Origin of the sequence: Streptomyces sp. NRRL S-1813, from assembly GCF_000719605.1 — a bacterium.
Lineage (GTDB): Bacteria > Actinomycetota > Actinomycetes > Streptomycetales > Streptomycetaceae > Streptomyces > Streptomyces decoyicus.
This window is the reverse complement of sequence record NZ_JOHB01000003.1, coordinates 177,413-191,057: the sequence shown is the minus strand read 5'-3', so window position 1 is coordinate 191,057 and position 13,645 is coordinate 177,413. Positions and strand designations below refer to the sequence as shown.

At 70.9% G+C, this 13,645-nt stretch carries 15 protein-coding genes and 3 pseudogenes; 7 read left to right on the top strand and 11 right to left on the bottom strand.

Annotation, left to right across the window (positions count from 1 at the left end; all coding sequences use genetic code 11):
* Positions 1–14 precede the first annotated feature (14 nt).
* Positions 15–200, bottom strand: coding sequence for a hypothetical protein (locus tag IF67_RS0108000; protein WP_030983548.1), 186 nt, complete (start codon positions 198–200; stop codon positions 15–17).
* 427 nt (positions 201–627) lie between these two features.
* Between IF67_RS0108000 and IF67_RS0107995 the strand changes: the two genes are divergently transcribed.
* Positions 628–1,218, top strand: coding sequence for a TetR/AcrR family transcriptional regulator (locus IF67_RS0107995; RefSeq protein ID WP_030983546.1), 591 nt, complete (start codon positions 628–630; stop codon positions 1,216–1,218).
* A gap of 89 nt (positions 1,219–1,307) precedes the next feature.
* Positions 1,308–1,538 (top strand): annotated as a pseudogene (locus tag IF67_RS46170) (DUF6461 domain-containing protein); the annotation flags it as partial.
* Between the two features lie 245 nt (positions 1,539–1,783).
* Here the strand turns inward: IF67_RS46170 and IF67_RS0107990 are convergent.
* The 3 genes and pseudogenes from IF67_RS0107990 to IF67_RS40755 all read right to left on the bottom strand — a co-directional run bounded on the left by IF67_RS0107990 (position 1,784) and on the right by IF67_RS40755 (position 4,479).
* Complete coding sequence (locus IF67_RS0107990; RefSeq protein WP_078889326.1) at positions 1,784–2,992, bottom strand: acyltransferase family protein; 1,209 nt, start codon at positions 2,990–2,992, stop codon at positions 1,784–1,786.
* Between the two features lie 25 nt (positions 2,993–3,017).
* A complete protein-coding gene (locus IF67_RS0107985) occupies positions 3,018–3,701 on the bottom strand; it encodes a TetR/AcrR family transcriptional regulator (RefSeq protein ID WP_030983542.1) in 684 nt (227 codons plus the stop codon).
* Positions 3,702–3,963: 262 nt separating this feature from the next.
* Positions 3,964–4,479 (bottom strand): annotated as a pseudogene (locus IF67_RS40755) (phosphotransferase).
* A gap of 49 nt (positions 4,480–4,528) precedes the next feature.
* Here IF67_RS40755 and IF67_RS0107975 point away from each other — a divergent pair.
* Positions 4,529–4,702: a hypothetical protein gene (locus IF67_RS0107975; protein ID WP_234341014.1), complete on the top strand. Its 174-nt coding sequence runs from the start codon at positions 4,529–4,531 to the stop codon at positions 4,700–4,702.
* Here the strand turns inward: IF67_RS0107975 and IF67_RS0107970 are convergent.
* The 3 genes from IF67_RS0107970 to IF67_RS0107960 are packed head-to-tail and all read right to left on the bottom strand — an operon-like array spanning position 4,695 to position 6,098.
* Positions 4,695–5,552: a class I SAM-dependent methyltransferase gene (locus IF67_RS0107970; protein ID WP_030983538.1), complete on the bottom strand. Its 858-nt coding sequence runs from the start codon at positions 5,550–5,552 to the stop codon at positions 4,695–4,697. The genes IF67_RS0107975 and IF67_RS0107970 overlap by 8 nt on opposite strands.
* A 20-nt stretch (positions 5,553–5,572) precedes the next feature.
* Complete coding sequence (locus IF67_RS0107965) at positions 5,573–5,917, bottom strand: VOC family protein (protein WP_030983536.1); 345 nt, start codon at positions 5,915–5,917, stop codon at positions 5,573–5,575.
* A gap of 1 nt (position 5,918) precedes the next feature.
* Positions 5,919–6,098, bottom strand: a complete 180-nt coding sequence (locus IF67_RS0107960) for a ribbon-helix-helix protein, CopG family (RefSeq protein ID WP_030083267.1) — start codon at positions 6,096–6,098, stop codon at positions 5,919–5,921.
* 393 nt (positions 6,099–6,491) lie between these two features.
* On the opposite strand from IF67_RS0107960, the pseudogene IF67_RS46165 reads away from it, so the two are divergent.
* Positions 6,492–6,599 (top strand): annotated as a pseudogene (locus IF67_RS46165) (hypothetical protein); the annotation flags it as partial.
* A gap of 96 nt (positions 6,600–6,695) precedes the next feature.
* Here the strand turns inward: IF67_RS46165 and IF67_RS0107950 are convergent.
* A complete protein-coding gene (locus tag IF67_RS0107950; RefSeq protein ID WP_030983530.1) occupies positions 6,696–7,115 on the bottom strand; it encodes a TOBE domain-containing protein in 420 nt (139 codons plus the stop codon).
* Positions 7,116–7,418: 303 nt separating this feature from the next.
* Between IF67_RS0107950 and IF67_RS0107945 the strand changes: the two genes are divergently transcribed.
* From IF67_RS0107945 to IF67_RS0107935, 3 genes are all read left to right on the top strand, one after another.
* On the top strand, positions 7,419–7,814 hold the full coding sequence (locus IF67_RS0107945) for a TOBE domain-containing protein (RefSeq protein ID WP_030983527.1): 396 nt from the start codon (positions 7,419–7,421) through the stop codon (positions 7,812–7,814).
* A gap of 146 nt (positions 7,815–7,960) precedes the next feature.
* Complete coding sequence (gene modA / locus IF67_RS0107940) at positions 7,961–8,764, top strand: molybdate ABC transporter substrate-binding protein (RefSeq protein ID WP_030983524.1); 804 nt, start codon at positions 7,961–7,963, stop codon at positions 8,762–8,764.
* 99 nt (positions 8,765–8,863) lie between these two features.
* Complete coding sequence (locus tag IF67_RS0107935) at positions 8,864–10,837, top strand: ABC transporter permease (RefSeq protein WP_030983523.1); 1,974 nt, start codon at positions 8,864–8,866, stop codon at positions 10,835–10,837.
* A gap of 40 nt (positions 10,838–10,877) precedes the next feature.
* Here IF67_RS0107935 and IF67_RS0107930 read toward each other — a convergent pair whose 3' ends face one another.
* From IF67_RS0107930 to IF67_RS0107920, 3 genes are all read right to left on the bottom strand, one after another.
* A complete protein-coding gene (locus IF67_RS0107930; protein WP_030983521.1) occupies positions 10,878–11,324 on the bottom strand; it encodes a nitroreductase family deazaflavin-dependent oxidoreductase in 447 nt (148 codons plus the stop codon).
* A gap of 208 nt (positions 11,325–11,532) precedes the next feature.
* Entirely contained in the window at positions 11,533–12,987 is a 1,455-nt protein-coding gene (locus tag IF67_RS0107925; protein WP_030983519.1) for a SulP family inorganic anion transporter, read from the bottom strand.
* Positions 12,988–13,004: 17 nt separating this feature from the next.
* On the bottom strand, positions 13,005–13,607 hold the full coding sequence (locus tag IF67_RS0107920; protein WP_030983517.1) for a carbonic anhydrase: 603 nt from the start codon (positions 13,605–13,607) through the stop codon (positions 13,005–13,007).
* Positions 13,608–13,645 lie beyond the last annotated feature (38 nt).

The window sequence follows — 13,645 nt, the reverse complement described above, 5'->3', positions numbered from 1 at the left end:
CTTTCCCCTCAGCCTTAGCGGACGTCAGTCTTGGGCCGGGGGGTGGGCGGCGAGATCAGGAGCAGCGCGGCCAGCAGCAGCGCACCTCCACACTCGCGGGTATCGCGGAAAACACCGTCGGCCTCGGCGGGTGCAAGCAGTCCCTCGACCTCGGCGGCCAGGGCGGCCGTCTCGACCGGCGCTGTGCGATCCGTAACCATGCGATCAACTCCTTCGACGAATGGGATCCCAGATTCACATCGGCATATTTTCGGCGCAAGGGGACAAAAGAGATAAACGGCAACCTTTCGGGTGTCGGTAAGCGCTGCCCGCTCGGCCCTCCGTCCCTCAACTACCGTGCGATGTACGGCTGATGGCGTTTCCTCCGGCGTGGCAGGCAGGTGTACGGGGCGGTTGCGCCAAGGGTGGCGACGCCGCACCGATGGGGGAGCGGGCTGCTCTGTTCGGACGCATCAGCCCGGAGGGTGCACGCGTACCGCCCGTGCCTTTGCGCGGTATGAGGCGCCGTCGGCCGTGTTTGGCCGCCGGACCCCCGCTCTGACATCATGAAGAAACGGAACATAGCTCCGCTTGTGATGCGGAACGCTGCTCCGTGTGAGCAATCGCGGGAGCGAAGGGAGTGGCGCGGTGAACGACAGCGGCGAGGGCGCGGAGCACGGGGCCCGGCCCAAGCGGACGGACGCCCGGCGCAACAAGGAGACCCTGCTCGACGCGGCCGCAGCGGTCTTCGTCATGTCGGGCGTGGAAGCGCCGGTACGCGACATCGCGGCCGAGGCCGGCGTCGGGATGGGCACGATCTACCGCCACTTCCCGACACGAGCGGACCTGATCATCGCCGTCTACCGGCACCAGGTCGAGGCGTGCGCCGAGGCCGGTCCGGCCCTGCTGGCGACCAGCGCGACGCCGCACGCCGCACTGGAGCAATGGATCGATCTGTTCGTTGATTTCCTGGTCACCAAGCACGGCCTCGCTTCGGTACTCCAGTCCGACAACGCGGGCTTCGAGACGCTGCACTCCTACTTCCTCGACCGCCTCGTGCCCGTGTGCACCCAGCTGCTCGACGCCGCAGCCGCCTCCGGCGAGATCCGGTCCGACCTGGAGGCCTACGCGCTCATGCGCGGCGTCGGGAACCTCTGCATCGGCGCGGACAGCGACCCCCGCTACGACGCACGAGCCCTTGTCGGGCTCCTTGTCGCAGGGCTGCGCCGGCCGCACTGATCCGCCCGTTCCGGCCCCGAGGCCGTGCCGTGCGCCCTGAGGAATTGTCAGTGGGGGCCGGCACGATCCGCGTATGAACACGAACGCGACTGCCTGCTGACTATGCCTGGCTCGACGAGGATCTCCCCGGCCTCACCGAGGCGTACTGCCTCACCTTGGTGCGAGGGCTCACCCCCGAGGAGGTACTGCGCCGGACCGGGGCGCGGGAGGAGCTGCGGATCACCGGCGTCGAGGAGTTGGCGGAGCCCGCCTACGACGCATGGGACGAGTATGACGGGGAGCGGATGTTCGTCGGCGTCACCTCGGTCGGCGACTGGGCCCTGATGGCGGACGGGCGTGCGGCTCACCACCGAGGTGCTGGCCTCCGCCACCTTCCGGTGCGGAATGGCCGCGCTGCCGCCGTGCGGCTGAGGAGCACCGGGCCCGTCGCCGGTGGCGCCATGCCGGGCCGGCTTGGAAGCCCCGCCCGGTTGGCGGGGCTTCCAAGCCGGCCGGCGCGCAGTCAACGGCTGCCCGCCGACCCCGGTTCGAGGCCGGGGCACGGAGCCGCTCTCGGCGCCCTGCTCTACAGGACCCGGTCGGCGCGGGGGAGGGAGCGGACGGCGTACGCGACGGCCCAGCACAGCGGCAGGGCCAGGGCGCCGACAAGGGCGAACTTGACGGCCGCCGGGGCATGCAGCCAGCGGAAGGCGTACCCGAGCCCGACGAGCACGGCAGCGTGGGTGAGGTAGACGGCGAAGGCGTGGCGGGAGAGGAACCCGGCGGCGGGTCCCTGCCGGTTGAGACGTTCGCGGAAGAGCACGGTCAGACCGAGCACGAGACCGACGGCGAACGTCGACTCCCATGCGGCCGCGGCCAGCGACTGCCAGGTGCCGTGCCCGCCGAGCGTGCCCTCCTCGGCGGTGAGGACGACCGGAAGGTACGCAAGCGTCGCGGCGGTGGCGACGGCGAAGCCCACGCGGCCCGCGACGCGGGAGAGGGCCTGCGGCCAGCCACGGCGGTGGGCGAGCACGCCGAGAACGAAGAAACTCGCGTACTGCGGCAGGAAGCTGGGGGTGGGCAGGCCGAGGACGGGGACGTAGGTGCCGTCGGGTACGAGGCAGCGCCACAGGTACGCGGCGAGGGCGAGGGCGAGGGTGAAGGCGACGATGGCGAGGGGCCGCGGGGCCCGTGCCGTCCCGCGGCCGGCCGGTGCGGTGAGGTCGGGGAGGCGGCGTGCGCCGAGGCGGCGGACGAGGAGGTAGAGGACGGCGAACACGAGGAGGACCTCGACGAACCACATCGGGCCCGCGTCCCAGCTGCCCAGGTAGTAAGCCCAGTAGGGAAGGGATTCGCCGCGTTCGGCGAGAGTGGCCCGCATGTCCGCGTACCCGCCGAAGCCCGTGAGGGGACGTATCAGCAGAAGGAAGGCGAGCAGCGGAATGCCGAGCCGCTTGAGGCGGTCGCGGAAGAACGGCCGCGCGCCCTTGCGGTCGTAGGAGGCCGGTGTGAAGTACCCGGCGATCATGAAGAAGAAGCCCATGAAGAACGCCTGGTTGAACATCACGAAGACGTCCAGGAGCAGGCCGGAGCCGTCCTTGGCGGGCTCGGTGTAGTACCAGGCGGGGATGTTGCCGTAGGTGACGGCGGTGTGGTGCAGCACCACGAGCGCCGTCAGCGCGATACGCAGATTGTCGATGTAGAGCAGCCGGGCGCGCGCCGGTTTCTCGGTCGTCGGCTCGGGCTTCGGTTCGGGCACGGCCTTCACAGCCGTGCGGTCCAGGTCGTCCGTCATGAGTCTTCTCCCCGTTCGGTACATGTCAGTGGTGGTCCGTGCGCTCCGTGCGATCCGCGCGCGTGGCGTGCTCGAAGATGCCGGCGAGTTCGCGGGCGTAAGCGGCCAGGTCGTGCCCGGGATGAGCGCTCCAGTACGCGAACATGTTGTCGATCCCGGCTTGGAGGCTGACGGCCATGACGCGGACGTCGAAGGCGCGGAACTCGCCGCTCCGCTGGCCCTCCAGGAACACCTCCTCCAGCGCGACATAGAGCGGCTCGCTCGACGCGACGCCATAGCGCGGCGCCCCGTCGGCGGTGCGGAAGTGGCTGAAGATCTCGCCGAGCGCGGTGAGCTGGGTCCGGTGGCCGAGCATGTACTCGGCAACCGACTCGACATAGACGCGCAGCCACACGGTCGCCCCGGCCCGCTCGTCCAACCGGGCCCTGACAAAGGCGCCGATCTCCTCGTAGACCTGCTCGACGACCTGCTCGATCAACTCGCCCTTGCCCGCGAAGTGGTACGAGATCACGCCCTTGCTGATCCCCGCCCGCTCGGCGATCTGCGCCAGCGAAGCCTTCGCGAACCCCTTTGCCGCGATGGTGTCGACGGCGGCGTCGATGATCTGGGCGCGACGTGCCTTCTCGATGAACGAGCGCTCCGGCTCCTGCGACTTCCGCTCGTCCCTCCCGGCGTCGGACTGGCCGCCCGACTCATTTTTTGACCGCATGGCCAAAAGCTTAGCCATGCGGCCAACTTCCGTCCAGTTTGCTCATCTTGAACCGCTCGCCACCGACCCGGGCCCCCGACCCCGTCATCGCCTTCTTTGCCGCCCGCGGCCCGCGGGACCGCCCAGCCGTCGCCACCATCGAGCAACCGGCAGCTGCGGAGGCGGGCCGTCGACGGCACCTGGGAGCGGGTGTGCACCGCGCTGATGGCTCCGGCCGACGCGGCTTCCTCCGGTCCGCCCGGTAATCCGAACGGGAGGGCCTTTAGCCCCAGGTGAGCGGGTCGAGATGGAGACGGAAGCGCAGGCGGTCGTGGTCGAGGGCGATGCCGTACCTCTCGGCGAACGCCATGTCCGCGGCACGCGCCCGCTCCTCGTTCGGCCAGGTCTCCCGCGCGTTGGCGAGCAGCAGTGCCAGGTCGGCATGACGGTCGGCCGACCCGAGGCGGCCCAGGTCGATGAAGCCCGACACGTTCAGGGTCTGCGGTCCGGGACGATGTTGGGCAGGCGCAGGTCCCCGTGGCAGACGACCGTGTCGGCGGCCTCCTGGTCCCGCCGCCGCGCGATCTGCGGGCTGAGGCGGGCCGGCAACTCCGGCCGTGTCCGCAGCGGGTACGCACTTGGCGTACCGGGCGGCGTCCGCACTGCGAAAGACGGCGGCTCCCGACTCGCCGGTGGTGACGGGCAGCCAGTCGCCGTCGCCGTCACCCGCCCCGAGCAGCACCGGCGACAGGGTCCGCGGCCCGGGGCGATCGCGCGGAAGATATGGGCAGGAAGCCAGGGCGCATTACCGGGCGGCGAAGTTCCCCCTCACGATGCACTCCTGGCAGTTGGCCGAGATGCTGTTGGGCACAGGCGTGCCGGACGTCATCGAGGTGATCATTTACGAGTGGCTGGAGGACGCTGAGGAGGCCGGGACGTCGGACGTGCCGGTGACCGAGGACGAGCACCGCATCTTTCAGCTCGCCCTGGCCGAAATCGAGGAGTCTCGGAGCGTCAGGTAGTGGCCACCAGCAGATCCTCTCCGCTTGACGGGCGGAGGCCGTCGGCCCGATCGGCGAAGTAGCGTTCCGCGAGCACGCTCCCCGACACGTGGTGCGCGTCCTTGAAGCCGGCGCTGCGAGCCAGGACCAGCATCTCCTGCGGGGTGTAGAAGCTGATGAACGGCGTTCCGGCCGCTTGCGCCTGTGGTTTGGTCGCCTCGAGTGCGGAGCGATCGGCGTCATCGACGAGTTCGGTCGGCAGCATGAACGTCAGGGCGAGCGTCGAGCCGGGGGCGAGCCCGGCGAGCCGGCGCAGGGTCGCCGCGGTGGCGTCTTTGGTGAGGTACACGGTGACGCCGGTGCAGACGACGACCGCCGGCCGGCCGGGATCGAAGCCGGCCGCGGACAACTGCTCCCACCAGTCCGCGCCCGCCTCGAAGTCGACCGGCACCAGCCGCAGCCAGTCGGGGATCCCATGGCCGAGTTCGGTCAGCCGTCGGCGCTTCCAGGCCTGGGTGCCCGGCTGGTCGATCTCGAACACCCGTAGGCGGGAGGCGATCTCCGGCCTGCGCTGGGCGAAGGTGTCCAGCCCGGCCCCCAGGACGACGTACTGGGAGACGCCGTGGTCGGCCTGCTCGGCCACCAGGTCCTCGATGAAGCGCGCACGGGCCACAATCGCCGCCCGGAATCCGCTGGTGCCGCGCGGGTCCATGTCCGGGCGCCGCCGCCAGCCCTCATCAGGGGCCGCCAGCTGTAGCCCGACCTCGTCCTCGATCACGTGGGGCGGCGAGTCGACCTGCATGTGCATCGCCCGCCAGAGGGCGACCCGCACCGCGGTACTGTCCGGCCCCTCGTTCCGCTCGTCTGTCATGACATCCCCTCTCCTCACGGTCACTTCCTGGTCGGAGCCTGGAGGCTCCACAGGCGCCCGTCGGGGTCACGGACCGTCATCTCCGTGGTCCCGTAATGGGTGTCCTCGAACGGCGTGACCACCTCGACAGCGGGATCGGGGCGGAACGTCTCCGCATCGGCCACCTTCAGCACGATCTGCGTCTGGGGCTTCCGGTCCTCGGGGACCTCGGCGATGAACACGTAGGGACCGTCGCCGTTGCGGAGTTGGCCGGAGTTGTGGTCCGTCGAGAACTCCAACTCGAAGCCCAGGGCCTGGAAGAACTTCGCCGACCTGCCCCAGTTGTGGGTCTCCAGGAACACGGCCTCGATGCCTTCGGTCGCCATATCAGCTCTCCTTCTCGGACGATTGCTGCCGTTGACCATGGGTGTCGTCGAGGTAGGCGCGCAGGGCGGCTGCGACCAACGCCGAGAGGGACGAGCCCGACTCGATGGCGTGATATTTGACCTGCTTGATCAGTCCGACCGGCAAGTACACGTTGAACTGCTTGACCTCTTCGTCACTCACAGGGCGATGCTAGCAACCTAGTGAGCTAGCAAGCTAGTGTCTGGCCGCGTCAGTCAACGACCTTGCGCCCGACTGCGCGTGACAGCCTGCACCCATGAGTTATGACCTTGCAGTGTGGGAGGGCGCTCGCCCGGCGGGGGATGCCGTCGCGGGCCGGCTCTTCAGGGACATGTGCGACCGGTACAGCGACACCGAAGCGGAGCACGCACCGACGGACGGCATCGCCCGGTACGTCGCCGCGCTCCTGGAGCGATGGCCCGACCTCACGGAGGACGAGGACGACATCTCCCCGTGGTCCACCGGGCCGTTGATCAATGAGGCCAGTGGTCCGCTGCTCTACTTCCCCGTGCGCTACAGCATGGCCGAGGAGGCTTCGGCCTACGCCGCGGACGTCGCCGCATCGATGGGGCTTGTCTGTTACGACCCCCAGGCGCAGCGGCTCAGGTAGCCGGCCGGTGCTCCTACGGGCTGGGGCAGGTGACCTTCGCGGTGGAGTCGGCGATGGACGAGCTCGCCCGCCGGCTGGGGACCGAACCGCTGGTGTTCCGGGAGCGCAACATCATCGGCCCCGGCGAGCGCATGATTCAGCCCCGGTGCTCAGACGGCGGCGAGCGCGATCTCGGTCGACTTGATCAGTGCGGTGACTTCGACGCCGGCGGCCAGGCCCAGGTCCGTCACCGCGTCCTTGGTGATCGCGGCGGTCAGCTCCCCGCCCGCGACGGCGACCTTGACGCCGGCCATCGCGCCGCCGGTGGTGACGCCGGTGACGGTGCCGGGGATCCGGTTGCGGATGCTGACGCCGTCCACCGCACCGGTGGCGAGCGCGACCTCGGTGGACTTGATCAGGGTGCGCACCGCGGAGCCCTCCTCGATGCCGAGCTCCGTCACCGCCTCCAGGGTGATTGCGGCGGTGATCTCCTGGCCGCCGTCCAGACGGACCTTGACGGTCGCCATGACCTCGCCCGGGGTGACGGAGAGAACGGTGCCGGAAAATTGGTTACGGATGCTCAGGCTCATGGAAGTGCCTCACCGGGAAAGAGAAAAGCCGGGGTGGAATGTCGCGGTTTCCCTGCTCTGTCAGCTGCACTCTAATCACCCGCCGCCCCGCCGTCCGGGCACGCATGACAGGCGTCAGGGGGATATCCGAAGGCGCCTGGAAAACTGGAAAACGGAGGTGCGGGGGAATTCCCTCGAAGCATGCGGATGGCCGGCCGGTCGGACGGCGGCCTTTCGTTCCTTCCTCCAGGGGGCCTGGCATCTGCCATATAGCTTCGCCTGAAGGATTGCAAATGCGAGCTGATACTGCATATCTTGTCGCACATGCAGTCCTATACCATCGGCCAGGCGGCGCGGCTGCTGGGCGTCAGCCCGGACACCGCCCGCCGCTGGGCGGACGCCGGCAAGGTCGCGACCCATCGCGACGACGGCGGCCGCCGCCTCATCGACGGCCGTGATCTGGCCGCCTTCTCCATCGAGGTGGCGCAGAACGGCACCGGTGAGGACGACGCCTCGTACACCTCCGCGCGCAATGCCTTTCCGGGCATCGTCACCGCCGTCAAGCTCGGTGATGTCGCCGCCCAGGTCGAGATCCAGGCCGGTCCGCACCGCCTGGTGTCCCTGCTGACCCGGGAAGCGGTGGAGGAACTGGGCCTGGAGGTCGGCATGCAGGCCACCGCCCGCGTGAAGTCCACCAGCGTGCACATCGACCGGACCTGACCCACGCGGCCGGACCCCAGCCGATCCGCAACCACCGTCCCCACCGGCCGGCTGCCTCACACCAGCGGCGTCGCCCGTGCACGGCGCGGCTTTTCCCATTTGCCCGGACGACACGCGTCGTCCCGCGTTCCAAGGAGTCCCGCCACATGTCCCAGCCCTTCTCCGGACGCCGCGCCGCCGCCGCGCTCGTGACCGCCGCCCTCCTCGTACCGCTCTCCGCCTGCGGCGGCAACGACGACAGCAAGAAGGACGCGGGCAGCGAGAAGTCCGGCCGCGCCGCCCCCAAGGCGGACCTCACCGTGCTCGCCGCCTCGTCGCTGACCGATGTCTTCAAGAAGGCCGGCGCGGTGTACGAGAAGGAGCACCCGGGCACGAAGGTGAACTTCTCCTTCGCCGGCTCCCAGGAACTGGCCGCCCAGGTCAAGGAGGGCGCGCCCGCCGACGCCGTGGTCACCGCCGACACCAAGACCATGGACGGAATGAAGGTCGACGTCGGCACGCCCACCGTCATCGCCAAGAACCGCCTGGTCATCGCGACCGGCGAGGGCAACCCGAAGAAGATCGACAACCTCAAGGACCTCGCCGACAGCAAGCTGAAGGTCGTCCTCGCCGCCTCCGAGGTGCCGGTCGGCCGCTACGGCCAGCAGGTCCTGGACGCCCAGAAGCTGAAGGTCAAGCCGGTCTCGCAGGAGCCCAACGTCCGCGCCGTGCTCAGCAAGGTCGAGCTCGGCGAGGCCGATGCCGGCCTCGTCTACAAGACGGACGCCGCCACCGCACCCAAGAAGGTCGACGCCGTCGACATCCCCGACGCACAGAACGCCGTGGCCTCTTACCCCGCCGCGACCCTGAAGGCCTCTCAGCACCAGGCCGCCGCGGCCGCATTCGTGAAGTGGCTGAGCACGCCCGAGGCGCAGAAGATCCTTCAGCAGGCCGGCTTCCAGAAGCCGTGACCCGGTGCGGCGCGCACGGACCGTCCGGCTCGGGGGAGCGGCCCGGCCCGTGCGCGCCGCCGTACACCGGCCCGGCCCGCCCCGATCCCAGGGACCCCGATGAGAAGCCCCCGCACGCTCGCCCCGCCCCCGGCCGGCAGGCTCCGCGCGCCCGGTACCCGTACCCCTCTCGCGCTGGCCGTGCCCGCGCTGGTCGCCATCGCGTTCCTGCTGATGCCGCTGGTCGGCGTCCTCGCCCGCACCCCCTGGAACGACCTCGGCACCCATCTGACCAGCCCGGACGTCCTCGAAGCGCTCCGGCTGTCGCTGCTGGTCTCGTTCTGCGCGCTGGGGCTGTCGCTGCTGCTGGGGGTGCCGCTGGCCTGGCTGCTGGCGCGGGTCGGCTTCCCCGGCAAGGCGCTGGTCCGCTCGCTGGTGCTGCTGCCGATGGTGCTGCCGCCGACCGTCGGCGGTGTCGCGCTGCTCCTCGGCTTCGGCCGCCGCGGACTGCTCGGCGGCTGGCTGGAGAACACCTTCGGCATCGTGCTGCCGTTCCACACCTCCGGCGCGGTGGTCGCCGCCACCTTCGTCGCGATGCCCTTCCTCGTCATCAGCCTGGAGGGCACGCTCGCCGGACTCCGCACGAGCTACGAGGAGACCGCGGCCTCCCTCGGCGCCTCCCCCGTACGGGTCTTCTGCACCGTCACCCTCCCCATGGTCGCCCCCGGCCTCGTCGCCGGTGCCGCGCTGACCTGGGCCCGCGCGCTCGGTGAATTCGGCGCGACGATCACCTTCGCCGGCAATCTGCCCGGCACCACCCAGACCCTGCCGCTCCAGGTCTATCTGCTGCTCCAGGGCTCCCCGGAAGCGGCCACCTCGGTCTCGCTGCTGCTGCTCGTCATCGCCATGGCCGTGCTGGTCGCTCTGCGCGGCCGCTGGACGGGCGGCACCACCGACCGCGCGGCCCGCCCCGTCCGCGCCGGCGATGACACCGCCCCGGCGTCGCCGCCCGCCACCGGCATCGAGGAGCCCGTCACTGTGTCCGTGGCGCCCCGGGAACGCTGGCCGCTGCACGCCGAGGTCACCGGCTTCAACGAGCTGACCCTGGACGCCGGTCCGGGCACCACCATCGCCGTCGTCGGCCCCAACGGCGCCGGCAAGACCACCCTGCTGCGCGCCCTGCTCGGCCTCACCCCACGCGCCCGCGCCACGCTGCGCCTCGGCGACACCGACGTCACCACGCTGCCCCCGCACCGCCGCGGCGTCGCCTGGGTCCCCCAGGACGGCGCACTCTTCCCGCATCTGTCGGCCCTGAGCAACACCGCCTACGGGCTGCGCGCCCAGGGCACCCCGCGCGCCGAGGCCCGCCGCGCGGCACAGCTCTGGCTCGACCGGCTCGGCGTCGGCCCGCTCGCGCACCGCAAGCCCGCCCAGCTCTCCGGAGGGCAGGCCCAACGCGTCGCACTGGCAAGGGCGTTGGCCGCCCGCCCGCGTCTGCTGCTGCTCGACGAACCGCTCGCCGCGCTCGACCAGACCACCCGCGCCCACGTCCGCCATACCCTGCGCGGCCATCTCGCGGGCTTCGGCGGCGTCTGCCTGATCGTCACCCATGACCCTGTCGAGGCGGTCTCGCTCGCCGACCGCGTCCTCGTCCTCGACGACGGCCACGCCCTCCAGGACGCGCCGCCCGCCGAGGTCACCCGGCACCCGCGCTCCCCCTGGGTGGCCCGGATGCTCGGCCGCAACGCCTGGCCGGGCACCGCCACCGGCGACGGACTTGCGCTCACCGGCGGCGGTCACCTCGTCGCCGCCGACCGGCTCCCCGACGGTGCCAGGGCACTGGCGATCATCGCCCCCGAGGCGGTGTCCCTGCACCTGGACAAGCCCACGGGCAGCCCCCGCAACGTCTGGCCGGGCACCGTCCGGGAGATCACCTCGGCGGGCAGCCGGCTGCGGGTCCTCGTCACCTCGGACGAGGCCCCCGACCTGGTGGCTGAAATCACTCCCTCGGCGGCCCTCGAACTCGGCCTGGCCGACGGCGTGTCCGTCTGGACCAGCGTCAAGGCCACCGAGGTCTCCCTCGTGACGCTCTGAGCGCCGGGGCGGCCCTGAGCGTCGGGGCCGGGCCGCCCCGTCAGTGCGGCGTGGCCACCGGCTCCAGGACGAACACCGGGATCCGGCGGTCCGTCTTCTGCTGGTAGTCCGCGTAATCGGGGTACGCCTCGACGGCGCGCACCCACCACAGGGCCTTCTCCTCGCCGGTGACCTCACGGGCCGTCATGTCCTGGCGCACCGGGCCGTCCTGGAGCTCCACCCGTGGATCGGCCACCACGTTGTGGTACCAGACGGGGTGGCGGGGTGCGCCTCCCATGGAGGCCACCACGGCGTACGTCCCGTCATGCTCCACCCGCATCAGCGGGCTCTTGCGGATCTTTCCGCTCTTCGCGCCCCGGGTGGTCAGGACCACGACCGGCAGCCCTCGCATCGTGGTGCCTTCTTCACCACCCGAGCTCTCGTACAGCTCGACCTGATCGCGCACCCACTGCTCCGGGCTGGGCTCGTACTCACCCTGAAGAGGCATAGCGTCCGTCCCCTCGACGACGACAAGCGTGGCGTCGGCCGCCTCGGGGCATGCGTGCCGCCCACGACCGACCTGATCTACGCTCAACAAACGTAGCGGGGGGAGTCTTCCCGGCAGCGCCGTCCGGCCGCGCGGTGCGGTGACCGTACGGCCGGCACGTGACCGGTGCCGGACCGCCTGCCGGCAGGCCCGGCGGGCGGTCCGGTCGTCAGGACACCGGTTCCGCCGCCCGTCGGCTGCGGCGGTGCTGTTCGGCCCAGTTCGTCAGCGCGGCGCCACATGCGTGGTCGAGATGGCGCAGCCCGCTCAGATCGAGCTCCACATCCCGGTCGGCGGGCAGCCCCTCGAGCTGGTCGAGGATCTTGGGCAGCCGCAGGAACGTGGCGTTGCCGACGGCGCTGACGAGCACCGGCTCGTCCTCGTCGTCCGGGGTGTGGATGTCGAGGTGGACGTGGGAGGTCTCCCATGCCGTCTTCGCGATGGCCATCAGCAGGCCGATGAGGACGCCCTCGAACATATTGACCGTCACGATCGCGAGCGCCGTGACCAGGAGAACGACGGCCTCACCACGGTGTTCGCGCCACAGCGGCCGCAGCTCCTTGAACGGGATGAGCTTGCAGCCCGCATGGACCAGTACGCCCGCCAGTGCGGCCACCGGCACCACACCCAGCGCGGCCGGGAACGCCGCGGCGAACACCAGCAGCCAGACGCCGTGCAGCACCCGCGAGGCCTTGGTCTTCGCGCCCGCCTGGACGTTGGCCGCACTGCGGACGATGACGGCGGTCATCGGCAGAGCGCCGAGGATGCCGCAGACGGCGTTGCCCGCGCCCTGGGCCATCAGCTCCTTGTCGTAGTCCGTGCGCGGTCCGTCGTGCAGCCGGTCGACCGCGGCGGCGCTGAAGAGGGACTCGGCGGACGCGATCAGCGCGAAGGCGAGGACCGTGCCGAGCACACCGATCTCGGTGAGCCGGCCGAGGTCGGCGAGGCCGGGCGGCTGGATGGCGTCCAGCAGCCCGCTGACCTGGACCCGTGCGACGGGCAGGTCCAGTGCCCATACCGCGGTGGTGGCGAGCGCCACGGCGGCCAGCGGTGCGGGGAGGACCCGCGCGGCGCGCCGCCAGCGCGGCCACAGCACCAGGACGGCGATGGTGCCGGCACCGATGGCGAGCGCGGCCAGTGCGGTCCCCGACCCCACGGTGGAGGCGACCAGGCCCGGCATTCCGCCGATGTTGGCGAGTCCGCTGCCGGGCGCCTTGGCGTCCGCGAGGGCGTAGAGCTGTCCGGCGATCAGGACCAGGCCGATGCCGGCCAGCATGCCCTGGACGACGGCGACCGAAATGGCCCGGAACCAGCGCCCCAGCTTCAGCGCGCCCATGGCCAGTTGGAGTGCGCCGGCCGCCAGTACCAGCGCGCCGAGCGCGCCGATGCCGTACTCCTTGACGGCTTCGAAGACCAGCACCGTCAGACCGGCCGCGGGGCCGCTGACCTGAAGGCTGCTGCCCGGGAGCAGGCCGGTGAGCAGCCCGCCGACCACGCCGGTGACGAGCCCCAGCTCGGCCGGGACCCCGGAGGCGACGGCCACCCCGACGCACAGCGGGACGGCCACGAGGAACACCACGAGGGAGGCGGTGAAGTCCGCCCGGAAGGAGGTGAATCGCTTCATGAGGTGCACGCCCGCCTTCACAGCGGGAGGAACAGATCGGAGGCCGGGTGATGCGCGGCCACCATGCCGGTGTGCACTTCGTAGAACCAGCCGTGCAGATTCACCTCGCCGGCGGCGAGCCGCTCCTGTACACAGGGGTAGCCGCGCAGCCGGTCGACCTGTTCGCGCACATGCTGCTGGACCGCGGCGGAGACCGTCGGTTCCTCGTCCTTGGGCAGCTGGTCGGACAGCTGCTGCGCCAGCCAGTCCCGTACGGCAGGTGCGCCGGTCAGGTCCTCGCCGCGGGCTCGGGCGCCGACCGCGCCGCAGTGCGAGTGGCCGCACACCACGATGTCGGCCACGCCCAGGACGCGCATCGCGTACTCGATGGTGGCGGCTTCCGCGCAGGCGGCCATGTCCTCGCGGTAGACCGGCACGGCGTTGCCGGCGGTCCGCAGTTCGAACAGTTCGCCGGGCCGCGCCCCGGTGATCAGGGACGGGACGACCCGCGAGTCGGAGCAGGTGATGAACAGAGCGAGTGGGGACTGTCCGTCCGCGAGCCGGCCGTACGTCTCCTGTTCCTCTCGCCGGTCGGCAATACGGGCCGTCAGGCCCCGGGCATGCTGAATGAAGGTCTCCATGAGGAGGTCTCCTGCTGATGAGTGGTGCCACGGTGGGG